The organism is Streptomyces sp. NPDC092369, assembly GCF_044755245.1.
In the GTDB taxonomy this organism is placed as follows: Bacteria; Actinomycetota; Actinomycetes; order Streptomycetales; family Streptomycetaceae; genus Streptomyces.
Genome location: NZ_JBIVQP010000001.1, coordinates 1,276,244 through 1,299,167, shown reverse-complemented (window position 1 = coordinate 1,299,167; position 22,924 = coordinate 1,276,244). Strand labels below are relative to the sequence as shown.

At 71.0% G+C, this 22,924-nt stretch carries 17 protein-coding genes; 4 read left to right on the top strand and 13 right to left on the bottom strand.

Annotation, left to right across the window (positions count from 1 at the left end; all coding sequences use genetic code 11):
* From pgi to tkt, 5 genes are read right to left on the bottom strand one after another with little or no spacing between them, the layout of a single operon-like run.
* Complete coding sequence (gene pgi / locus ACIQI8_RS05755) at window positions 1-1,647, bottom strand: glucose-6-phosphate isomerase (protein ID WP_402345278.1); 1,647 nt, start codon at window positions 1,645-1,647, stop codon at window positions 1-3.
* Window positions 1,640-2,575, bottom strand: coding sequence for a glucose-6-phosphate dehydrogenase assembly protein OpcA (gene opcA / locus ACIQI8_RS05750; RefSeq protein ID WP_402345276.1), 936 nt, complete (start codon window positions 2,573-2,575; stop codon window positions 1,640-1,642). Before opcA ends, pgi begins: the two co-directional genes overlap by 8 nt.
* On the bottom strand, window positions 2,572-4,113 hold the full coding sequence (gene zwf / locus ACIQI8_RS05745) for a glucose-6-phosphate dehydrogenase (protein ID WP_402345274.1): 1,542 nt from the start codon (window positions 4,111-4,113) through the stop codon (window positions 2,572-2,574). Before zwf ends, opcA begins: the two co-directional genes overlap by 4 nt.
* Window positions 4,110-5,255, bottom strand: coding sequence for a transaldolase (tal, locus tag ACIQI8_RS05740; protein ID WP_402345272.1), 1,146 nt, complete (start codon window positions 5,253-5,255; stop codon window positions 4,110-4,112). The genes zwf and tal overlap by 4 nt, the downstream gene beginning before the upstream one ends.
* A gap of 19 nt (window positions 5,256-5,274) precedes the next feature.
* Window positions 5,275-7,368 carry a transketolase gene (tkt, locus tag ACIQI8_RS05735; RefSeq protein ID WP_402346709.1) on the bottom strand — a complete coding sequence of 698 codons (2,094 nt, stop codon included), beginning with the start codon at window positions 7,366-7,368 and terminating at the stop codon, window positions 5,275-5,277.
* Between the two features lie 155 nt (window positions 7,369-7,523).
* Between tkt and ACIQI8_RS05730 the strand changes: the two genes are divergently transcribed.
* Window positions 7,524-8,429 (top strand): helix-turn-helix domain-containing protein, encoded by a 906-nt coding sequence (locus ACIQI8_RS05730; protein ID WP_402345270.1) that lies wholly within the window; start codon window positions 7,524-7,526, stop codon window positions 8,427-8,429.
* 81 nt (window positions 8,430-8,510) lie between these two features.
* Here ACIQI8_RS05730 and ACIQI8_RS05725 read toward each other — a convergent pair whose 3' ends face one another.
* The 3 genes from ACIQI8_RS05725 to ACIQI8_RS05715 form a co-directional block, all read right to left on the bottom strand.
* Window positions 8,511-9,896 (bottom strand): glycoside hydrolase family 16 protein, encoded by a 1,386-nt coding sequence (locus ACIQI8_RS05725; protein WP_402345268.1) that lies wholly within the window; start codon window positions 9,894-9,896, stop codon window positions 8,511-8,513.
* A 217-nt stretch (window positions 9,897-10,113) separates the two neighbouring features.
* Window positions 10,114-10,488 (bottom strand): twin-arginine translocation signal domain-containing protein, encoded by a 375-nt coding sequence (locus ACIQI8_RS05720; protein WP_402345266.1) that lies wholly within the window; start codon window positions 10,486-10,488, stop codon window positions 10,114-10,116.
* 144 nt (window positions 10,489-10,632) lie between these two features.
* On the bottom strand, window positions 10,633-11,877 hold the full coding sequence (locus ACIQI8_RS05715) for an Ig-like domain-containing protein (protein WP_402345264.1): 1,245 nt from the start codon (window positions 11,875-11,877) through the stop codon (window positions 10,633-10,635).
* Window positions 11,878-12,193: 316 nt separating this feature from the next.
* Between ACIQI8_RS05715 and ACIQI8_RS05710 the strand changes: the two genes are divergently transcribed.
* A complete protein-coding gene (locus ACIQI8_RS05710; RefSeq protein WP_402345262.1) occupies window positions 12,194-15,268 on the top strand; it encodes an FAD/NAD(P)-binding protein in 3,075 nt (1,024 codons plus the stop codon).
* A 137-nt stretch (window positions 15,269-15,405) separates the two neighbouring features.
* Here the strand turns inward: ACIQI8_RS05710 and ACIQI8_RS05705 are convergent, their stop codons facing one another.
* From ACIQI8_RS05705 to ACIQI8_RS05685, 5 genes are all read right to left on the bottom strand, one after another.
* Window positions 15,406-17,505: an MMPL family transporter gene (locus ACIQI8_RS05705; protein WP_402346707.1), complete on the bottom strand. Its 2,100-nt coding sequence runs from the start codon at window positions 17,503-17,505 to the stop codon at window positions 15,406-15,408.
* 131 nt (window positions 17,506-17,636) lie between these two features.
* Window positions 17,637-18,338, bottom strand: coding sequence for a response regulator (locus tag ACIQI8_RS05700; protein ID WP_402345260.1), 702 nt, complete (start codon window positions 18,336-18,338; stop codon window positions 17,637-17,639).
* Window positions 18,335-19,561: a sensor histidine kinase gene (locus ACIQI8_RS05695; RefSeq protein ID WP_402345258.1), complete on the bottom strand. Its 1,227-nt coding sequence runs from the start codon at window positions 19,559-19,561 to the stop codon at window positions 18,335-18,337. Before ACIQI8_RS05695 ends, ACIQI8_RS05700 begins: the two co-directional genes overlap by 4 nt.
* A 141-nt stretch (window positions 19,562-19,702) precedes the next feature.
* Window positions 19,703-20,464 carry an IclR family transcriptional regulator gene (locus ACIQI8_RS05690; protein WP_402345257.1) on the bottom strand — a complete coding sequence of 254 codons (762 nt, stop codon included), beginning with the start codon at window positions 20,462-20,464 and terminating at the stop codon, window positions 19,703-19,705.
* Window positions 20,461-20,892: a MarR family winged helix-turn-helix transcriptional regulator gene (locus ACIQI8_RS05685; protein ID WP_402346705.1), complete on the bottom strand. Its 432-nt coding sequence runs from the start codon at window positions 20,890-20,892 to the stop codon at window positions 20,461-20,463. Before ACIQI8_RS05685 ends, ACIQI8_RS05690 begins: the two co-directional genes overlap by 4 nt.
* A gap of 200 nt (window positions 20,893-21,092) precedes the next feature.
* Here ACIQI8_RS05685 and ACIQI8_RS05680 point away from each other — a divergent pair, with 200 nt between their 5' ends.
* Both ACIQI8_RS05680 and ACIQI8_RS05675 read left to right on the top strand, forming a co-directional pair.
* Window positions 21,093-22,010 (top strand): SDR family NAD(P)-dependent oxidoreductase, encoded by a 918-nt coding sequence (locus ACIQI8_RS05680; RefSeq protein WP_402345255.1) that lies wholly within the window; start codon window positions 21,093-21,095, stop codon window positions 22,008-22,010.
* A 38-nt stretch (window positions 22,011-22,048) separates the two neighbouring features.
* Window positions 22,049-22,924, top strand: a complete 876-nt coding sequence (locus ACIQI8_RS05675; protein WP_402346703.1) for an amidohydrolase family protein — start codon at window positions 22,049-22,051, stop codon at window positions 22,922-22,924.

The window sequence follows — 22,924 nt, the reverse complement described above, 5'->3', positions numbered from 1 at the left end:
TCAGTTCACTTCCTTGAGGTCGCGGTAGGCGGCCACGAGTGCGGTGGTGGAGGGGTCGAGGCCGGGGACGTCGGCGCCTTCGGTCAGTGCGGGTTCGACGCGCTTGGCGAGGACCTTGCCGAGCTCCACGCCCCACTGGTCGAAGGAGTTGATGTTCCACACGGCGCCCTGCACGAACACCTTGTGCTCGTAGAGGGCGATCAGCTGGCCGAGCACCGACGGGGTCAGTTCGCGGGCCAGGATCGTGGTGGTGGGGTGGTTGCCCTTGAAGGTGCGGTGCGCGACCTGCGCCTCGGGCACGCCCTCCGCGCGGACCTCCTCGGCGGTCTTGCCGAAGGCGAGGGCCTGTGTCTGGGCGAAGAAGTTGGCCATCAACAGGTCGTGCTGCGCCTTGAGTTCGTCGCTCAGCTCGGCCACGGGCCGGGCGAAGCCGATGAAGTCCGCCGGGATCAGCTTCGTGCCCTGGTGGATCAACTGGTAGTACGCGTGCTGCCCGTTGGTGCCGGGCGTGCCCCACACCACCGGGCCGGTCTGCCACTCCACCGGCCGCCCGTCGCGCTGCACCGACTTGCCGTTGGACTCCATGTCCAGCTGCTGCAGATACGCGGTGAACTTGGAGAGGTAGTGGCTGTAGGGCAGCACCGCGTGCGACTGGGCGTCGTGGAAGTTGCCGTACCAGACGCCCAACAGGCCGAGCAGCAGCGGGGCGTTGGACTCGGCGGGCGCGGTGCGGAAGTGGTCGTCGACGATCCGGAAGCCGTCGAGCATCTCCAGGAAGCGGTCGGGGCCGACGGCGATCATCAGCGAGAGGCCGATCGCGGAGTCGAACGAGTAGCGCCCGCCGACCCAGTCCCAGAACCCGAACATGTTGTCCGGGTCGATGCCGAACTCGGTGACCTTGTCGGCATTCGTGGACAGCGCCACGAAGTGCTTCGCCACCGCCTTGTCGTCGCCCCCCAGCCCCGCCAGGAGCCAGGAACGGGCCGAGGTGGCGTTGGTGATCGTCTCGATCGTGGTGAAGGTCTTGGAGGCGACGATGAACAGCGTTTCCGCCGGGTCGAGGTCACGGGTCGCCTCGTGCAGGTCGGCGCCGTCTACGTTCGACACGAAGCGGACCGTCAACTCCCGTGCGGTGAACGCCCGCAGGGCCTCGTAGGCCATCGCGGGGCCGAGGTCGGAGCCGCCGATGCCGATGTTGACGACGTTCTTGATGCGCTTGCCGGTGTGGCCGGTCCACTCGCCGGAGCGGACCCGGTTCGCGAAGTCGCTCATCTTGTCGAGGACGGCGTGCACGGCCGGCACGACGTTCTCGCCGTCGACCTCGATCACCGCGTCGCGTGGGGCGCGCAGCGCGGTGTGCAGCACAGCACGGTCCTCGGTGGAGTTGATGTGCTCGCCGCGGAACATGGCGTCGCGCAGCCCGAACACGTCGGTGGCGGTGGCCAGTTCCTGGAGCAGGGCCAGCGTCTCGTCGGTGATCAGGTGCTTGGAGTAGTCGATGCGCAGGTCGCCCACGCGCACGACGTACCGCTCGGCGCGTCCGGGGTCCGTCGCGAACAGCTCGCGCAACTGCGGCTGTCCCTGGGCGCGGTGGTCCTCGAGTGCCGCCCACTCGGGGCGCCGGTCCAGCGTCGGGGAGTCAGACATGAGAGGGGGTCTCCTTGGTGGCCTCGCCGCGCAGGGCGATGGCGTACATCTCGTCGGCGTCGAGGCGCCTGAGCTCCTCGGCGATGAGTTCGGAGGTGGGGCGTACCTTCAGGGCGAGGGTGCGCGGCGGCTGGTCCGGCAGGGTCAGCGTGGCCAGCGGGCCCTCGGGCCGGTCGATGACGATCTCGCCGTTCGTGGTGCCGAGACGGACGGCCGTGACCACCGGGCCCGCACTCTCGACCCGGTCGACGGACACCTTCAGGCGGGCCTCCAGCCAGCGGGCCAGCAGCTCGGCCGCCGGGTTGTCCGCCTCGCTCTCCACGGCCGCCGAGATGATCGGCATCCGGGCCTGGTCCAGGGCCGCCGCCAGCATCGAGCGCCAGGGCGTCAGCCGGGTCCAGGCCAGGTCCGTGTCGCCGGGCGTGTAGGCGCGGGCCCGGCCGGCCAGCGCCTCCAGCGGCCGCTCGACCGCGTACAGGTCGGTGATCCGGCGCTGGGCGAGCGCGCCCAGCGGGTCCTTGGCGGGTACCTCGGGCGCGTCCGCCGGCCACCACACGACCACCGGGGCGTCCGGCAGCAGCAGCGGCAGGACGACCGAGTCGGCGTGGTCGGACACCTCGCCGTAGGTCCGCAGGATCACCGTCTCGCCGGTGCCGGCGTCGGCGCCCACCCGGACCTCGGCGTCCAGGCGGGACGTCGTACGGTCGCGGGGCGAGCGGGCGAGCCGCTTGATGACGACCAGGGTGCGCGAGGGGTGCTCGTGCGAGGCCTCCTCGGCCGCCTTGATCGCGTCGTAGGCGTTCTCCTCGTCCGTGACGATGACCATCGTCAGGACCATGCCCACGGCAGGGGTGCCGATGGCGCGGCGACCCTGCACCAACGCCTTGTTGATCTTGCTTGCCGTGGTGTCGGTCAGGTCGATCTTCATGGCCTGCGCCAGCTCCGTCCGTCTCGTGCGAGCATCTCGTCGGCTTCCTTCGGCCCCCAGCTGCCCGAGGGGTACTGAGCGGGTTTACCCTGCTTCGCCCAGTACTCCTCGATCGGGTCGAGGATCTTCCAGGACTCTTCCACTTCCTGGGGACGCGGGAACAGGTTGGCGTCACCCAGCAGCACGTCAAGGATGAGCCGCTCGTACGCCTCCGGGCTGGACTCCGTGAAGGACTCGCCGTACGCGAAGTCCATCGACACGTCCCGGATCTCCATCGAGGTACCCGGCACCTTGGAACCGAACCGGACCGTCATGCCCTCGTCCGGCTGGACGCGGATCACGATCGCGTTCGCGCCGAGTTCCTCGGTGGCCGTGGAGTCGAAGGGGGAGTGCGGAGCCACCTTGAAGACGACCGCGATCTCGGTGACCCGGCGGCCCAGGCGCTTGCCGGTGCGCAGGTAGAAGGGGATGCCCGCCCAGCGGCGGTTGTCCACCTCCAGCTTGACGGCCGCGTAGGTGTCGGTCTTCGAATGGGGGTCGGTGCCCTCCTCCTGGAGGTAGCCGGCCACCTTCTCGCCGCCCTGCCAGCCGGTCGTGTACTGCGCCAGCACGGTGTGCTCGCCCAGGTTCTCCGGCAGCCGCACCTGCTTGAGCACCTTGAGCTTCTCGGTGAGCAGCGACTCTGCGTCGAAGGCGATGGGCTCCTCCATGGCGGTGAGCGCCATCAGCTGGAGCAGGTGGTTCTGGATGACGTCACGGGCGGCGCCGATGCCGTCGTAGTAGCCGGCCCGGCCGCCGATGCCGATGTCCTCGGCCATCGTGATCTGCACGTGGTCGACGTACGAACGGTTCCAGATCGGCTCGTACATCTGGTTGGCGAAGCGCAGCGCCAGGATGTTCTGGACCGTCTCCTTGCCCAGGTAGTGGTCGATGCGGAACACCTGGTCCGGCTCGAACACGTCGTGCACGAGCGCGTTCAGCTCCCGCGCGCTCGCCAGGTCGCGGCCGAACGGCTTCTCGATGACCGCGCGCCGCCAGGACCCCTCGGGCGCGTTCGCGAGCCCGTGCTTCTTGAGCTGCTTGACGACCTTGGGGAAGAACTTCGGCGGTACGGAGAGGTAGAAGGCGAAGTTGCCCCCGGTGCCCCGGGAGGCGTCCAGCTCCTCGACGGCCGACTTGAGCTGCTTGAACGCGGTGTCGTCGTCGAAGTCGCCGGGGATGAATCGCATCCCCTCGGCGAGCTGCTGCCACACCTCCTCGCGGAAGGGGGTGCGGGAGTGCTCGCGCACGGAGTCGTGCACGATCTGCGCGAAGTCCTCGTCCTCCCAGTCCCGGCGGGCGAACCCGACCAGGGAGAAGCCCGGCGGCAGCATGCCGCGGTTGGCGAGGTCGTAGACGGCCGGCATCAGCTTCTTGCGGGACAGGTCGCCGGTGACGCCGAAGATGACAAGGCCGGACGGACCGGCGATGGTGGGCAGCCGCCGGTCGCGCGCGTCGCGCAGCGGGTTCGCCCAGTCGATGGCGGGACTCTCGGTCATTCTCCGTCGACCCCTTCGCTGTTCAGGGACTTCGTCACGGCGTCCAGCAGGTCCTGCCAGGCCGCCTCGAACTTGGCCACGCCCTCGTCCTCCAGCTGCTTGACGACCTCCTCGTACGAGATCCCGAGCCGCTCGACGGCCGCGAGATCGGCGCGTGCCTGGGCGTATCCGCCGGTGACCGTGTCACCGGTGATCACACCGTGGTCCGCCGTCGCCTTCAAGGTGCCCTCCGGCATCGTGTTGACGGTGCCCGGCGCGACCAGCTCGTCCACGTACAGGGTGTCCTTGTACGCCGGGTCCTTCACCCCGGTCGAGGCCCACAGCGGACGCTGCTTGTTGGCCCTCGCCCCGGAGAGAGCGGTCCAGCGACCGCCCCCGAATACATCTTCGTACGCCTCGTAGGCGAGGCGCGCGTTGGCCAGCGCCGCCCGGCCCTTGAGAGCGAGGGCCTCGTCGGTGCCGAGAACGGTCAGGCGCTTGTCGATCTCGGAGTCGACGCGGGAGACGAAGAAGGAGGCCACGGAGTGGATGGCGGCGAGGTCCAGGCCCTTGGAGGCGGCCTTCTCCAGGCCCGCCAGGTAGGCGTCCATGACCTCGCGGTAGCGCTCCAGGGAGAAGATCAGCGTCACGTTCACGCTGATCCCGAGGCCGATGACCTCGGTGATGGCGGGCAGACCCGCCTTGGTCGCCGGGATCTTGATCATGACGTTCGGGCGGTCGACCAGCCAGGCCAGCTGCTTGGCCTCGGCGATCGTGGCCGTCGTCTCGTGGGCCAGACGGGGGTCGACCTCGATGGAGACCCGGCCGTCCCGGCCGCCGGTGGCGTCGTACACGGGCCGCAGCACGTCGGCGGCGGCGCGCACGTCGGCGGTCGTCATCATCCGTACGGCCTCGTCGACCGTGACACCGCGGACGGCGAGATCGGCGAGCTGCTCCTGGTAACCCTCGCCCGTGCCGATCGCGGCCTGGAAGATCGAGGGGTTCGTGGTGACGCCCACGACGTGCTGCTTCTCGACGAGTTCGGCCAGGTTGCCGGACTCGATCCGCTTGCGCGAGAGGTCGTCCAGCCAGATGGAGACGCCCTCGTCGGACAGGCGCTTGAGGTTGTCCGCGGGTGCGGCTGCATCGGTCACAGTGATCATCTTCTTTCTGGCGAACGGATCAACCGCGCGCGGCGGCCAGGCCCGTAGTTGAATTGAGCACAGCTCGGGCGGTCGCGGCGACGTTCTCGGGGGTGAAACCGAACTCGGCGAAAAGGGTCTTTGCGTCGGCGGAGGCGCCGAAGTGCTCAAGAGAGACGATGCGTCCTGCGTCACCTACGAACCGGTACCACGTGAGACCGATCCCCGCCTCGACGGCGACACGGGCCTTCACGGCCGGCGGAAGGACCCGCTCGCGGTACTCCCGCGGCTGCTCCTCGAACCACTCCACGGACGGCATCGACACCACGCGTGTGCCGATCCCCTCCGCCTCCAGCCGCTCACGCGCCTCGACCGCGAGGTGGACCTCGGAGCCGGTGGCGATGAGGATCACGTCCGGGGTGTCCTTGGAGGACTCGCGCAGCACGTAACCGCCCTTGGCCGCGTCCGGATTCGGCGCGTAGGTCGGCACGCCCTGCCGGGTGAGGGCGAGGCCGTGCGGGGCCGGGTCGGTGGCGTGCCGCTTCAGGATCTCGGCCCAGGCGATCGCGGTCTCGTTGGCGTCGGCCGGGCGGACCACGTTCAGACCCGGGATGGCCCGCAGTGAGGCGAGGTGCTCGACCGGCTGGTGGGTCGGCCCGTCCTCGCCGAGGCCCACGGAGTCGTGCGTCCAGACGTAGGTCACCGGGAGCTGCATCAGCGCGGCCATGCGGACGGCGTTGCGCATGTAGTCGGAGAACACCAGGAAGGTGCCGCCGTAGATGCGGGTGTTGCCGTGCAGCGCGATGCCGTTCATCTCGGCCGCCATGGAGAACTCGCGGATGCCGAAGTGGATCGTACGGCCGTACGGGTCCGCGCCGGGCAGCGGGTTGCCCTCGGGCAGAAAGGACGACGTCTTGTCGATGGTGGTGTTGTTCGAGCCGGCCAGGTCGGCGGAGCCGCCCCACAGCTCGGGCAGCACCCCGCCGAGCGCCTGGAGCACCTTGCCGGAGGCGGCACGGGTCGCGACGGACGAGCCTTCCTCGAAGACCGGCAGCACGTCCTGCCAGCCCTCGGGCAGCTGCCCCGCGACGATCCGGTCGAACAGGGCGGCCCGCTCGGCGTCGGCGCCGCGCCACTTGTCGAGCTGCTTGTCCCAGGCCGCGTGCGCCTCGGCGCCCCGGTCCAGGGCGGCGCGGGTGTGGGCGAGGACGTCGTCGGCGACCTCGAAGGACTTCTCCGGGTCGAAGCCCAGCAGCCGCTTGGTCGCGGCCACCTCGTCCGCGCCGAGCGCGGAGCCGTGGGCGGCCTCGGTGTTCTGCGCGTTCGGGGCGGGCCAGGCGATGATCGTGCGCATCGCGATGATCGAGGGCCGCCCGGTCTCGGCCTGCGCGGCCTTCAGCGCCGCGTACAGGGCCGCTACGTCGATGTCGCCGCCGAGCGCCGGCTCGATCCGCTGGACGTGCCAGCCGTAGGCCTCGTAGCGCTTGAGCACGTCCTCGGAGAAGGCGGTCGCGGTGTCGCCCTCGATGGAGATGTGGTTGTCGTCGTAGAGGAAGACCAGGTTGCCGAGCTTCTGGTGGCCGGCCATCGAGGAGGCCTCGGCGGAGACGCCCTCCTCCAGGTCGCCGTCGGAGACGATCGCCCAGATGGTGTGGTCGAAGGGGGAGGTGCCCTCGGGGGCCTCGGGGTCGAACAGGCCGCGCTCGTAGCGGGCCGCCATCGCCATGCCGACCGCGTTGGCGACGCCCTGGCCGAGCGGTCCGGTCGTGGTCTCGACGCCGGCGGTGTGCCCGTACTCCGGGTGGCCCGGGGTCTTGGAGCCGTGGGTGCGGAAGGCCTTCAGGTCGTCGAGGCCGACCTCGTACCCGGCCAGGAAGAGCTGGGTGTAGAGCGTCAGCGAGGTGTGGCCGGGGGAGAGGACGAAGCGGTCACGTCCGGTCCACTCCGGATCCGCCGGGTCGTGACGCATCACCTTCTGAAAGATCGTGTAGGCGGCAGGGGCCAGGCTCATCGCGGTGCCCGGGTGGCCGTTGCCCACCTTCTGCACGGCGTCGGCCGCCAAAACGCGGGCCGTGTCGACGGCACGCCGGTCGAGTTCGGTCCATTCGAAGCTGTCCGGTGTCTGCGCGCTCATCGTGCTCATCTTCAAGAAGTCCTCGATCGGAGCGGAGTAGCTGGTCTGACGCGTTCAAAACTAAAAGTCTGACTTTTTAGAGGGAAGGTCCCTGTGTGTCAGCCTGTGGTGAAAGTGGGACACGGACAGCGCGATCGAGGCGGCACGAGAAGGACATGGCGGACAGAACCATCCAAGGTGGCGACGGTGAAGGCGGCGTGGACGCCATCCGAACGTTTCCCTTCCCGGTCGAGCTGAGTGTGTGCGGGGTCGGCATGCAGGTCGGCCCGATGGGCACCGACCGCACCTGGCACGCGGATGCCCCGCTTCACCGGGTCCACCGCATCGACTTCCATGTCGTGATGCTTTTCGACGAGGGCCCGGTCCGCCACATGATCGACTTCGCCGAGTACGAGGCGACTGCCGGCGACATCCTGTGGATCCGCCCCGGCCAGGTCCACCGCTTCTCACGGGACGACGAGTACCACGGCACCGTCCTGACCATGCAGCCCGGTTTCCTCCCGCGCGCCACGGTCGAGGCGACCGGCCTCTACCGCTACGACCTGCCGCCCCTGCTCCGCCCCGACGCGCCCCAACTGGCCGCCCTGCGTTCCTCCCTGGCCCAGCTCCAACGCGAGTACGAGGACACCACCACGCTTCCGCTGAGCTTGCACACCTCGGTCCTGCGCCACTCGCTGACCGCGTTCCTGCTCCGCCTCGCCCATCTCGCGGCCCGGTCGGCGGAGGCGGCCCGCGCCCAGGCCGACACGACGTTCACTCTCTTCCGGGACGCCGTCGAGCAGGGCTTCGCCACCAACCACAGCGTCAGCGCGTACGCCGACGCCCTCGGCTACTCCCGCCGCACCCTCGTCCGCGCGGTCCGCGCAGCCACCGGCGAGACCCCCAAGGGCTTCATCGACAAGCGCGTGGTCCTGGAGGCCAAGCGCCTCCTCGCCCACACGGACCTGCCCATCGGCCGCGTCGGCGTGGCGGTCGGCTTCCCCGACGCGGCGAACTTCTCCAAGTTCTTCCACCAGCACACGGATCTGACGCCGGCGGGGTTCCGGGCGGAGCTGCGGTAGCGGCCGGGCCCGCGCACGGCGATGCCCCCGCGAGGAGGGCCGGATCTCACCGGCCTCGCGGGGGCATCGCCAACGGGTGTGTCAGTGCCCGAAGTTGAACCAGTTGACGTTCACGAAGTCCGCCGGCTGGCCGCTGGTGAAGGTCAGATAGACGTCGTGCGTGCCCGTCACCCCGCTGATGTTGGCCGGGATCGTCCGCCAGGACTGCCAGCCGCCCGTGTTGGAGAGGGCGAAGCTGCCGACGGGTGTGCTGGTACGGCTGTCGAGGCGCACCTCGACCAGGCCGCTCACGCCGGAGGCCGCACCGCTGGCCACCCGCGCGACGAACTGGGTGGCCGCCGTGGAGCCGAAGTTGACGCCCTTGTACTGCGCCCAGTCGCCATTGGCGAGCGAGCCGATGTCCTGGCCGCCGCCGGTGTCGGTGGTCGTCTCGGGGACCGTGCCGGACTGGCTGTCGTAGGACTCGGCCTGGATGGCGCTGTAGGCGTCCCGGTTGCCGGTAGGTGGAGGCGTGGTACCGCTCCCATTGGCCGACAGGACCTGGACGTAGTCCACGACCATCGGCACGCCCGACCGGGTGTCGCCGTCGAGGCCGCCGCCGAACGCGTCGGGGAAACCGCCGCCCATCGCCACGTTCAGGATCAGGAAGAAGCCGTGGTTGGTGGCGTTGGCCCAGGTGGTCGCGTCGACCTGACTCGCCGTCACCGTGTGGTAGTTGACGCCGTCGACGTAGAAGCGGATCGCCTCGGGACTGACCGAGCGGTCCCACTCCATGGAGTAGGTGTGGAAGCCCGACTGGCAGGTCGTGTTCGGGCAGGCGACCGAATTGCCGATGCCCGTGGTCTCGTTGCACGGGCCGCCCGGGCTGGTTCCGCAATGCAGGGTCGCCCAGACCTTGTTGAGGCCCTGGACGTTCTCCATGATGTCCAACTCGCCCACGCCGGGCCAGTTCTGGTAGTTGCCGCGGTAGGGGGCGCCCAGGGCCCAGAACGCCGGCCAGTAGCCCTCGGCCGCCGTGCCGGTGACGTTGGGCATCTGGATGCGGGCCTCGACGCGCAACTTGCCGCCGGCCGGGGGCTGGAAGTCGGTACGGGTGGTCTCGATACGGCCCGAGGTCCACTGCCCTGCCGAGTTGCGCACGGGAGTGATGCGCAGGTTGCCGGAGCCGTCGAGCGAGACGTTGGTGGTGCTGTTCGTCATCGTCTCGACCTCGCCGGTGCCCCAGTTGGCGGGGCCGCCCGGATACGAGGTCCCGGTGTCGTACTGCCAGTTGGAGGTGTTCACGCCGGTGCCCGCGGTGCCGTTGAAGTCGTCGAGGAAGACCTGCGACCAGCCCGCGGGGGGCGTGGGTGCGGAGGCGTTCGCCGGCAGGCTGGCGGCCGTGGCGAGAGCCGCCGCCAGGCCGATCGTGGAGAGTACGGCGATGAGGGCGCGGCGGCGTCTGGGTATTCCGGAGGGTGCACTCATGGGGGTGCCTCTCGGGTACGGAGGGAGGTGGGGTGCGCGGGTGTGCAAGAACCCTTGAGAGCGCTCTCAAGAGTGGGGTCAATGTGCCCTCAGGTGCTCCGGTCGTCAAGAGTTGAAGCAGGGAAAGTCCTTACGGTCGGGGCGAGTTCACCCGATGAAGGACCGTTTGGAAGGTATGGGTGCGAGGCGGCCGCGGGCTGCGGCCGCCTCGGCCGGGTCAGTTCAGCGGAGCGGGCGCCGGGGTGCCGTAGAACGTGATGGGCGGCCAGCCCTTGGTGGCCGCGAGTTCGTTGAGCGCCTCGGCGATCTCCAGCGGGGAGATGACGTTGGCCGCCGGGGCGTCGCTCACCCCGACGCTGAACTTGATCGTGAGGTCCGGGTTCATGTCACCCTGAACCAACTGGGAGTTCCCGCTGAAGAGCGTCCCGTTGGGGAAGTCGGCCGGTGCGGTCGCCCCGGCCTGCTCCGCCTCCCCGGCCTGCTCCGCCTCCGCGGCCTGGGCCGGCTGGGCCGCCGCCGTGCCACCGAGCACGGCGCCTGCGGTGGCCGTCCCGGAGTATCCGAGCAGGGAACGTCTTGAGATTCTGGACAAAGTACCCCCTCTGTCGCGGCCGCGCGGGTGCCTCCCGGAGCCGTCGGCCGATCGTAGGCACGGCCGATCACCGGGAGGGGCTGAACGAGATCGTCCGCTCGTGGACGGCCTGAGCGAGACCGGCCTCGGTCCCAAGGGTGGGCGCTAAATCGCGCTGCCCGCCTTCCAGTCGGCCCACGACATGTTCCAGCCGTTGAGACCGTTGGAGGGTTCCACCGTCTTCTCGCCGGAGTTCTTGACGATGACGACGTCGCCGAGCATCGAGCTGTCGTAGAACTTGTAGCCGGGCACCGAGGTGTCGTTCGCGCCTTTGGTGTCGTGCAGGCCGACGCAGCCGTGGCTGGTGTTCTGATGGCCGAACACCCCGGTGGACGCCCAGTAGTTGCCGTGCACGAAGGTGCCGGAGGTGGTCAGGCGCTGGGCGTGCGGGACGTCGGAGATGTCGTACTCGTCGCCGAGGCCGACCGTCGAGGACTCCATGCGGGTCTGCTTGAACCGCTCGCTGATCACCATGATCCCGGACCAGGTGGTGTGGTCGGAGTCGCCGCCGGAGACGGCGTAGGTGGCGTGCGTCGCGCCGTCCCGCCTGACCACCATCTCCTTGGTGGACAGGTCGACCGTGCTGATCTGCTCGCGCCCGATGTGGAAGGTGACGTCCTTGGACTGGACGCCGTAGACACCGTCCGAACCCTCGACGTCCTTCAGGTGCAGGCTGAGCGTGATCGTCGTGCCGGATGCCCAGTACGTCTCGGGGCGGAAGTCGAGCCGGGTGTCGCTGAACCAGTGGCCGACCACCTCGACGGCCGGCTCGGCGGTCACCGTGATCGCCTTCTGGACGGCGGCCCGGTCCGCCACGGCGTGCGTGAAGTTGATCGACACCGGCATGCCGACGCCGGAGGTGGTGTCCGCCTCGGGCGTGAAGTAGCCGACGAAGGTCTCGCCGGGCGACTTGGTGGTGAAGGTCGCGGTCTGCTCGGCGGCGCCCTTGGCGGTCGCCGCGACCGTGTACTTCGTACCCGAGTACGGGTTCTTCGTGGACGTCCACTTCGTCTTCGCGTCGTTGAGCGAACCGGTCAGCGTGGAACCGTCGTTCCCGGTGACCTTGACCGAGGCGAGCGTGCCGTCGGTCACGGTGACCTCGACCGGGGCTGTGAAATCCGCCTTCTTGGTGCCGTCGGCCGGGGTGACCGTGATGGTGGGCCGCTTCGTGGGCGAGGCCGAGGCCACGCCCGACGCGGCGGCCTTCGTGGTGTCGCCCTCCGAGGCGCCCGCCGCACTGCACCCGGTCAGGACGGCGGCCGGTACCGCGCCGAGCGCGGTGAGCACCCCGCGCCGGGACCACCTCGCCGACTGCTGCTCGGACCGGTTCGATATGTGCGATGCGCCCACGGCAGGCCTTCCTGAGAAATCCACCTTGCGGATGCATCCTGCGCCGCCGACATGGGTTGATCCTTTGAATCCCCGAGCCGCTCCCTGAGATTCCTGTGAGGACGGGGTGAGAGAAGGCCTGAAAGCACGGTTGTGGGGGCGCCGTGGTTTGTGAACAGAGTATGAACAGCCCGACCGGGCCCTGAGTATCCGGTGAGATCCCCGCTCCGGCATGGCTTCCCCACCGTCCCGGTCGGAATAGTGCGAAAGCGAGGAACGACCGAAGGCGGAGTTCCGCTTGCCGCGGCTCCGCCGCCGATCACAGCCGGAGGTATTCGTGACCGAAGTCCGCGAGCGGCACACCGTGGCCATCGTCGGAGCGGGCGCGGCGGGCACCCTCACCGCCGTCCAGCTCTGCGAGAGCGCGACGCGCCGCCGGACACCGCTCGACCTCGTCCTCATCGACCCGGCCCCGGAAGCCGGCCGCGGCACCGCGTACGCCACCCGAGACCCACGTCACCGCCTCAACGTGCCGTCGGGCGGCATGAGTTGCTACCCGGACGACCCGGGCCACTTCACCCGCTGGCTGTGCCGCCACGGCGAACCGTCCGTCACCGCCGCCGACTTCGCCACCCGCTATCGTTACGGCGCCTACCTCGCCGACACCCTCGCGCAGGCGATCGTCCGCGCCCAGGGCACGGTCGCGGTACGCCGGCTGCGCACCCGCGCCGAGAGCTGTACCGGCACCCCCGACGGCCGGGTGGACCTCCACCTCGCCGACGGGGGACACCTCACCGCGCACAGCGCCGTCCTGGCCACAGGCCCCGCCGCCCCATCCGCCGGCTGGGCACCGCCCGCCCTGCGCGCCTCGCCTCGCTTCGTCGCCGAGCCGTGGACCCCAGGCGCCCTGGACGCTCCGCTGGCCGACCCGACGGACGGTGCGTTGGGTGGGGCGCGGAACGGTATCGCTGACGTCGCCTTGGGTGGGTCGCGGAATGGCATCGCTGACGTCGCCTTGGGTAGGTCGCGGAGGGACATCGCCGACGGTGCCTTGGGCGGGTCGCCGAACGGCACCGCCGACGGCGACTTGGATGGGCCGCGGAGCGGTATCGCTGACGTCCCCCGGAGCGGCGTTGCCGACGGCGCCTTGGGTGAGCCGCGCAACGGCATCGCTGACGTCTCCCTGGGCGGTCCTCGGAACGGCATTGCCGACGTCGCCTTGGGCGGTCCTCGGAACGGCAATGCCGACGTCGCCTTGGGCGGGTCGCGGAGGGACACGGCCGACGTCGCCTTGGATGGGTCGCGAAGTGACACCGTCGACGTCCTTCTCGTCGGTACCGGCCTCACCGCCGTGGACCTCGCTCTGACGCTCGACCGCCCGGGCCGCACGGTGCACGCCCTCTCCCGCAGTGGCCTGCTGCCCCAGCCGCACGCCCTTACCCCGGCCGGTCCGATGGCCCCGCCGGACGGCCTCGACGACACCTCGCTCGGCCGGCTGCGCCGCGCCGTCTACCGGCACATCAGCCGCTCCGTGCGCACTCACGGCGACTGGCGCCCCGCCCTCGACAGCCTGCGCCCGCACACCGCGCGCCTGTGGCACAGCCTCACCCCCGAGGACCGTGCCGAGTTCCTCGCCCGCGAGGGCTCCCTCTGGAACACCCACCGCCACCGCATGGCGCCGGCCACCGCGGAGTCCGTCTCCCGAGCCCGCACGGCCAGGCGGCTCACCGTCCACACGGGCGCGGTCACGGACGCCGTCGAACACGACGGCGCGCTCACGGTCACCCTCTCCAACGGCCGTTCCCTGCGCGTCGGTTGGGTGATCGACTGCACGGGACCCGGCCGCCGCTTCGACGACCCCCTCTGGCGCTCCCTGTTCGACTCCGGCACGGCGGTCACCGGGCCGCTCGGCATGGGCGTGGCCACGGTCGACGGACGGCTGCTCGACGCCGACGGGCGCGCCGACCGACCACTGTTCACACTGGGCGCCCCGCGCCGCGGCGAACTGTGGGAGACCACCGCGATCCCCGAGATCCGACTCCAGGCGGCGGCCCTGGCACGGCAGTTGCTCGCCCCGCTCGCCCCGAAGCACCGACAGACCCGCCGCCCCTCCCGCCGCCCGGTCGACGGACACGACCTCCCCCTCTCCACCCACGCCGAGTCGGCCGCCGCCTACCGCACAGGACTGGACCGGGTCCTCAAGGTCCGGGCGGGCGCCGAGGACGCCTTCGCCCGCGCGGTCGCCCTCGACCCCGGCTTCGCCCTCGGCCACGCGGCCCTCGCCCTGCTGGGCCACGAGTGCGGTGCCGCCGTCGACGTACCGCGGGCCCTGGCCGAGGCCCAGCGCAGTGCCCGTGAACGCGCCGACGAACGGGAGCGGTCCTTCGTGGACGTGGTGACCCGCCGGGTGCACGGCGACGACGGGGACACCGCGCTCGTACGACACCTCGACGCGCACCCCGCCGACGCGCTCGCCCTGGCGGTCGCCGTGCCCACCATCGCCTTCTCCGGCGTCACCGACCTGGACGACGACCAGGCGCTGCGCCTGGTCGAGACGACCTCCGCCGCGTACGACGGCCACTGGTTCCACACCTCGCTGCTGGCCTTCCTGCGCCAGGAGCAGGGGATGCTGCACGAGGCCGGTGAGCTCGCCCGGCGCGCGCTGGCCGCCGAGCCCGCCGCCGGACACGCCGTGCACGCGCTCGCCCACGTCCACTACGAGTCCGGCGCGCACGAGGTGGGCCGCGACTGGCTGGACGGCTGGGTCGCGGGGCAGGGGCGGGGCGCGGTGCACCGGGCGCACTTCTCCTGGCACATCGCGCTGCACGAACTCGCCCTCGACGACCCGGACGCCGTGCGTCGGCGCTGGTTCGCCCAGCTCGCGCCGGGCCGGGTGGTGACCGGGGTGCGGGCGCTTGTCGACTCGGGGTCGCTGCTGTGGCGGGCCCGGCTGAGCGACAACTGGCCGGGCGAGCTGCCCACTTCGGACGTCCTGGAGTCGGTGACGCACGAGGTCCTGGAACGCCCCGCGACCGCCTTCACCGCCCTGCACGCGGCCGTCGCCCTCGCCGCCGCGGGTGACCTGCCGGCCCTGCACCGACTGCGCGACCACGCGGCCGGCGCCGACGAGGTGCAGCGCGAGGTGATCGTCCCGCTGTGCGAGGCCTTCGCCGCGCTCGTCGAGGAACGCTTCCAGGAGGCAGCCCGGGGCCTGAACGCCCTGCTCCCGGTCCTGCGCCGGGTCGGCGGCAGCTCGGCCCAACGGGAGGTCGTGGAGGAGACGTTGCTCTACGCGCTGGTCGCGGGAGGCCGGTGCGAGGCGGCACGACGGCTGCTGGACGCCCGGCTGGACCGGAAGGAGGCACCGCGGGACCGGCGGATGCGGGAGGGGCTTGCGGGGGTGGGCATCTGAGCCCACGTCAGCTGCCCTACCCGGGCGCGCTGTTCGGGTGATCGGTGGCCGCCGTACGTCGACCCGCGGTCCGTTCTCCACCCCCGTGGGAGGACGGACCGCGGCTCCGGTGAGGCAGGCGGGCGGCCGCTGTCGGATCAGTGGTGGCTCAACTCCCGTTGCTCAGCCTCCTCTTCACGCAGCCCGAACCGGTCGTGTGCCCGGCGCAGCGGCTTCGGGGCCCACCAGGCGCGGCGGCCGAGCAAAGCCATCGTCGCCGGGACGAGCAGCATCCGGACGACCGTCGCGTCGATCAGGACGGCGAGCGTGAGGCCGAGCCCGATCTGCAGGATGGGGGAGAAGCCGCCGGTCATGAAGGCGCCGAAGACGACGGCCAGGAGCAGCGCCGCGCAGGTGACCACGCGGCCGGAGCGGCGCAGACCGGTCACCACGGCCTCCTGGTCGTCGTGCGTCCGCGCCCGGGCCTCGCGCATCCGGGACAGGATGAACAGCTCGTAGTCCATGGCGAGTCCGAACGCGATCGCGATGATCAGCGGAGGCGCGGTCAGGCTCAGCGCGCCCAGACCCTCCGCGCCCAGCGCCCCGGCGAGATGCCCGTCCTGGAAGACCCAGACCACCGCCCCGAGCGCCGCGCCCAGGCTGAGCAGTGTGGTCAGGATCGTGCGCAGCGGGATCAGCACCGAGCCGGTGAAGGCGAAGAGCAGGGCGAAGATGCCGAGGAGGACGGTCACCGCGGCCCAGGGTGCCCGGTCGGAGAGCATCGCGCGGAAGTCGACCAGCCGGGCCGCGGGTCCGGTCACCTGGACCGGTGCGTCACCGCGCACGTCCCTGACCCGCTGCACCAGGTCCGTGGCCGCCTTGCCGTCCACACTGCCGGAGGGCTGGATCTCGACGATGCTTGTGCCGCCGGGCAGTTGGTGGGTCTCGGCCGTCGGCGAGAGGGCCCGGATGCGGTCGGCGGTCGCCGTGTCGGTGCCCGGTTTCAGGACGACGGTGACGGGGGAGACGCCGGTGCCCGGCGGGAAGTGCGCGTCGACGGTGTCGTACAACTGCCGTGCCTCGGTGTTCGAGGGGAGCTGGGTGGCGTCCCCGAGCTGGATCTTCATGCCGGCGGCGGGCAGCGCGAGGACGAGCAGGACGGGTACGACGACGGCGACCACGGCGACCCGGTGGCGGGCCGAGAAGCGGGCGAGGCGGGCGAAGACGCGGCCCTCCTCGTGGTCGGGGCGGACCTTCGCCGGCGGGATCCTGCCGCCGAACCTGGTCAGCAGCGCGGGCAGCAGGGTCAGCGCGGCCAGCATGTCGATCACCACCACGGCGGCCACGGCCAGGCCCATGCTGCGCAGGAAGACGCTCGGGAAGACCAGCAGTCCGGTCAGGCTGACGGCCACCGTCACGCCGGAGAACAGCACGGTCCGCCCGGCCGCCGCGACCGTACGGTGCACGGCCTCGACGACGTCGTCCGTGTGCCGGCGTTCCTCGCGGAAGCGGACCAGCATCAACAGGGCGTAGTCCACGGCGAGTCCGAGCCCGAGCATCGTCGTCACCTGGATCGCGTACACGGAGATGTCGGTGACCTGGCTGAAGCCGAACAGCGCGAGGAACGCGCCCGCGATCCCGCTGACCGCGATCACCAAGGGCAGCGCGGCCGCGCGCAGTCCGCCGAACACGACCAGGAGCAGGGCCAGTACGACCGGCAGGGAGATCAACTCGGCGTTGCGCACGTCCTCCTGGGCCCGCTCGCCGATCTGCGTGCCCAGCAACGGGCCGCCGCTGACGTGGACTTCGGGCGCGTCGATCTCCTTGATCCGGTCGGCCGCCGCGTCCACGGCCTGCTCCTCGGCGTCGTCGTCGAGACCGCCCGTGAGGGTGACCGGGATCAGGAGCGCCTGTCCGTCCTCCGAGGTCAGGCCGCGGGTCGTGTACGGATCCGGCACGGCGGCGACCCCGGCGATCGCGCGTACGTCGGCGACGGCCCGCTCGACCTGGTCGCGCAGGCCGGGGTCGGTGACCGCGACGCCCTCGACGACGGCGGTGATCGACTCACCGGTCGGGTCGGTGCGGTCCAGGAACTGCGCGGCGTGCTCGGACTCGGTGCCGGGTACTTCGGGCACGTTGTCGGAGAGTCGCGCGAAGACGCCCGTCCCCAGGCCGAAGCCGAGCAACAGGAAGAGCACCCAGAACAGGATCACGGTGAGCGGACGACGGGTGGCCGTCCGGGCGAGTGCGGAGAGCACGGTCCCTCCCTGCGAGGTGTGCGAGGCATCGATGGACATGCCCCACAGGCTCGTGCGGGAGGGGGTGCCACCGGATCGCCGGAGGGAGCGGTTTCGGGGACTCCGTCGTACGGGTGAGAGGGGGCCGGGACTCACTCCCGCGCGGGAGGAATCCCGTCTTCCGTGACCGGCGCCCCTGCGATGACGAGTCCCGTCTCGTACGCGCAGATCACCGCCTGCACCCGGTCCCGGAGGACCAACTTGCTCAGCACATTGCTGACATGGGTCTTCACGGTGTGCTCGCTGACGAAGAAGGTCGTCGCGATCTCGGCGTTGGACAGCCCGCGGGCCAACAGCCGCAGGGTCTCCGTCTCGCGGGCCGTGAGGACGTCGAGCCGTTGCGGGGTGACCGAGGCGGCGGCCTCCTCGCGGCGCCGCCGCACGATGTCCGCGACCAGGCGCCGGGTCACCGTCGGCGCGAGGAGCGAGTCGCCGGCCGCGACCACCCGCACCGCGTGGACGAGGTCGTCCCGGCGGACGTCCTTGAGCAGAAAGCCGCTGGCGCCCGCGTACAGGGCCTCGTACACGTACTCGTCCAGGTCGAACGTGGTCAGCATGACGACCTTGCAGCTCGACTGCGCGCACACCCGCCGCGCCGCCTCCAGGCCGTCCATCACCGGCATCCGGATGTCGAGGAGCAGCACGTCCGGCGCGTGCAGCCGCACGGCGGCGACGGCCTCGGCTCCGTCCCCGGCCTCGGCGACCACCTCGATGTCCCGCTGCGCCTCCAGGATCATGGTGAACCCGCTGCGCACCAGTTCCTGGTCGTCGGCGACGACCACGCGGATGCTCACCCCAGCGCCGCCTGCCGGTCCGCGGCCACCGGCAGACGTACGACGACCCGGAAGCCCCCGTCCGGCCCGCGCCCCGCCTCGGCGGTGCCCCCGCAGGCGGCCGCCCGCTCCCGGATGCCGAGCAGCCCGTGTCCGCCGTCGCCGGAAGCCGACGGGCCCCGCCCGTCGTCCGTCACCGTCAAGGTCAACTCCCGCTCCGTCCAGTCGCGTCGGACCGTCGCGGAGGAAGCGTACGCATGCTTCACGGTGTTGGTCAGGGCTTCCTGGACCACCCGGTAGACGGCGATCCCGGTGTCCGGCGGCAGTGGGCGCGGTTCGCCCGTGGTGCGCAACTCGATGTCCAGACCCGTGGATTCACCGACCTGGCGGAGCAGGTCGGGCAGTGCGGTCACCCCCGGTTGTGGCGAAGTCCCTTGCCGCTGCTCCTCCTTGAGGACCCCGAGGATGCGCCGCAGCTGCCCCATCGCGTCCCGCCCGGCCCCCGCGATCGCCTCGAACGCGGCCTCCGCGCGCGCCGGATCACTGCGCACCACGACCGGGCCCGCCTCCGCCTGCACCACCATCAGGCTCACCGCGTGCGCCAGGATGTCGTGCATGTCCCGGGCGATCCGGGCACGTTCCTGTGCCGTCGCCCGCGCGGTGTCGGCGGCGCGCTCCCGCTCCAGACGGCGTGCCCGGTCCTCCAACTCGGCGGTGTAGGCGCGCTGGACGCGAGTGAGCACACCGAGCGCATAGGCGCAGACGATGGTCATCAGATGGAAGGCGTACTCGAAGGGACGGGCGCCCTCCTTGTGCTGCATGGTCAGCGTGACCCCGACGATCCAGCCGGCCAGCATCACGCGCCGCTGCCAGGGCCGGCCCTGGACGCCCATCGTGTAGAGGACGACCAGTCCGCCGTAGACCACGTCCGGCGGCGGGGCGTGGTAGATCGCCATCGCGGGTGATGTGACCGACACCGCGCACGCGGTGCCGAACGGTGACCTTCGCCGCCACACCAGCGGCACCGCCGTGGCGGCGCCGAGCAGCCAGCCCTGCCAGGTCAGGCGGTCGTCGCCCTCGTCGGGGAAGAGCCACTGGAGCGAGACGGCGAACAGGACGAGGGCGGCGAGCGCGGTGTCGACGGCGTACGGATTCGCGGTGCGCAGACGGGAGTTGAGCTGCGCGAACCAGGAGTGCGCGAGAGAGGACTGCAGGGGGGACTGCAAGGAGGACTGCGGGCACATGGGCGGCTCCTCGGGGCAAGGGCCGTTCCAGTATCACGAGGTCACGGTGGCCCGGTCCTCACCGGTGAGAGGGATATCGCCGGCCTGTTTCCGGCGCCGGTTTCCGCCGAGCGACCCGCACTCGGCCGCGGTTCCCGGACCTCACGCCTCCTTCCGCTCCGGCCGCCACCCCAGCGCCCGCGATATCCCCCGCGCGGCGAGCCGTACCGCGGGCACCAACACAGGTACCTGGGCCTCGACTTGGGGCACCACCACCGACACGGCGGCCACCACCGCGCCGCCCGGACCGCGCACCGGCGCCGCGACCGAGAGGGCGTCGGACGTCACCTGGCGGCTGCTCACCGCGATCCCGGTGCGCCGCACCTCGGCCAGCAACCGGCGCAGCCGCCCCGGATCGGTGACGGTGTACGGGGTGAAGGAGGCGAGCGGCCCGGCGCAGTACTCCTCCTGGAACTCCGCCTCCCCGTGGGCCAGCAGCGCGAGGCCGACCCCGGTGGCGTGCAGCGGCCAGCGCGCCCCGACCCGGATGTGCACGCCCACCGCCGAACGCCCCGACAGCCACTCGGTGTAGACGACCTCGCCACCGTCCCGGACCGCCAACTGCACGTTCTCGTGCGTCGCTTCGTACAGGTCCTCCAGATACGGCAGCGCGACCTGCCGCAGCGCGAGCCCGCGCGGGGCGAGCGCGGAGATCTCCCACAGCCGCAGTCCGACGTGGTAGACGCCCGCCTCGTCCCGCTCCAGCGCGCCCCACTCCGTCAGCGCGGCCACCAGCCGGTGCGCGGTGGTGAGGGTGAGACCGGCCCGGCGGCTGATGTCGGTCAGGCACAGTCCTGGGTGCTCGTGGTCGAAGGCCGCGAGCACGGCGAGCAGCCGGTCGGGCGCGGAGCGGGCGTCGCTCATGGCGAGCCGAAGCCCTCCTCGGTCAGCCGCAGCAGCAGCGCGTGCAGCGTCTCGCGCTCGGCCGGAGCGAGCGGGCCGAGCAGCTCGTTCGTCACCCGCAGCCCGGCCTCGTCCGTGTCCCGCAGGAAGGCGCGGCCGTCCTCGGTCAGGACCACGATCCGGCTGCGGCGGTCGTCGGGGGAGGGCCGGCGTTCGGCGAAGCCCTGCTTCTCCAGGTCGTCGACCAGGCCGACGATCGCGCTCGGGTCGTAGCCGAGCCGGGAGCTCAGCTCGCGCTGCAGGGCGCCCTCGGAGGTGGCGAGGAAGCGCAGCACCGCGTAGTGGCGCAGGCGCAGCCCCGACGCCTGGAGGAAGGTGTTGAACAACTGACCGGAGCGCAGGCCCAGGCGGTACAGCAGGTAGCCCGTGTCCGCGTGCAGCCCGCGCATCCACGGCTCGTCCGCGTCGATGGGGTTCGGGGTGACGTGCTGGCGTGCGATGGCGGGCTCCTGGTGCGGCTCGATACGTGCGGGGAGGTCCATCATCTCGCGCTCTTCAGCAATCAACAACTATTGACGTCGACAATTATTGCTCTTAGCTTCGATCTCGAAGCCGCACCACCCGCATCAGCTCGTGAAGGGACCCACCCGTGCCCAGCATCGATCTCACCGGCAAGGTCGCCGTCGTCACCGGAAGCGGCCGGGGCCTCGGCCTCGCCTATGCCCACGCCCTGGCCGCCCACGGCGCCTCCGTGGTGGTCAACGACGTCGACGAGGCGGTCGCCGAGCAGGCCGTGAAGTCCATCACCGAGGCCGGCGGCACGGCGGTCGCCGAGGTCGTACCGGTCGGCACCGCCGAGGCCGCGGACCGGCTGGTCGACCGGGCGGTGACGGAGTTCGGGCGGCTGGACGTGCTGGTCACCAACGCGGGCATCCTGCGCGACAAGGTGCTGTGGAAGATGACCGACGAGGACTTCGACGCGGTCCTCACCACCCACCTCAAGGGCACTTTCACCTGCGCCCGCGCCGCCGCGGTACGGATGCGCGAGCAGGGCGAGGGCGGCAGCCTGATCCTGGTCGGCTCGCCCGCTGGCCAGCGCGGCAACTTCGGCCAGACGAACTACTCGGCCGCCAAGGCGGGCATCGCCGCCTTCGCCCGTACGTGGTCGATGGAGCTGGGCCGCGCGGGCATCACGGTCAACGCGATCGTGCCGGTCGCCGCGACCGCGATGACCGAGACGATCCCCGCCTTCGCCCCCTACGTCGAGGCCATGAGGAACGGCGAGCCGCTGCCCGACTTCCTGCGCAAGGGCGAGGGCTTCGGCACCCCCGAGGACTGCGCGGCCCTTGTCCCCTACCTCGCCTCCGACCAGGCACGCGGGGTGACCGGTCAGGCCATCGGCATCGGCGGCGACAAGGTGGCACTCTGGTCCCATCCGCAGGAGATCAGGACGGCGTACGCCGACGGCGGCTGGACCCCGGGCACCCTCGCCGACGCCTTCCCCACCTCGGTCGGCGCCGAGCTCCAGTCGGTCGGCATCCCGGCGCCCAAGCTCCCGGAGGCGTGATGTCCACCTCGGCCACCTCGGCCTCCTCGGCCCCCTCGATGAACGTCGACGACCTGGTCGCGATCGACGTGCACACCCACGCGGAGGTCTCCTCCAAGGGGCACTCCTCCCTCGACGACGACCTGCACGACGCCTCCTCCGCCTACTTCAAGATCGAGGGAAACCGGAAGCCGACGATCGAGGAGACCGCCGTCCACTACCGCGAGCGCGGGATGGCCGCCGTGATCTTCACGGTCGACGCCGAGTCCGCGACCGGCACCGCGCCCGTCCCGAACGAGGAGGTCGCCGAGGCCGCCGCCGCCAACGCGGACGTCCTGATCCCCTTCGCGTCCATCGACCCGTTCCGGGGCAGGGCGGGCGTCAAGCAGGCCCGGCGGCTGGTCGAGGAGTACGGGGTCAAGGGCTTCAAGTTCCACCCCAGCATCCAGGGCTTCTTCCCCAACGACCGCGCGGTGGCGTACGAGTTGTACGAGGTGATCGAGGAGACGGGCACGATCGCCCTCTTCCACACCGGACAGACGGGCATCGGCGCGGGCGTGCCGGGAGGCGGCGGGATCCGTCTCAAGTACTCCAACCCCCTGCACGTCGACGATGTCGCCGCCGACTTCCCGCACCTCAAGATCATCCTGGCGCACCCGTCCTTCCCCTGGCAGGACGAGGCCCTCGCCGTCGCCACGCACAAGCCGGGCGTGCACATCGATCTGTCCGGCTGGTCGCCGAAGTACTTCCCGCCGCAGCTCGTGCAGTACGCGAACACGCTGCTCAAGGACAAGGTCCTCTTCGGCTCCGACTTCCCCGTCCTCACCCCGGACCGCTGGCTCGCCGACTTCGAGAAGCTGCCGATCAAGGACGAGGTCAGGCCGAAGATCCTCAAGGAGAACGCCGCCCGACTGCTCGGGCTGACCACACCGTAA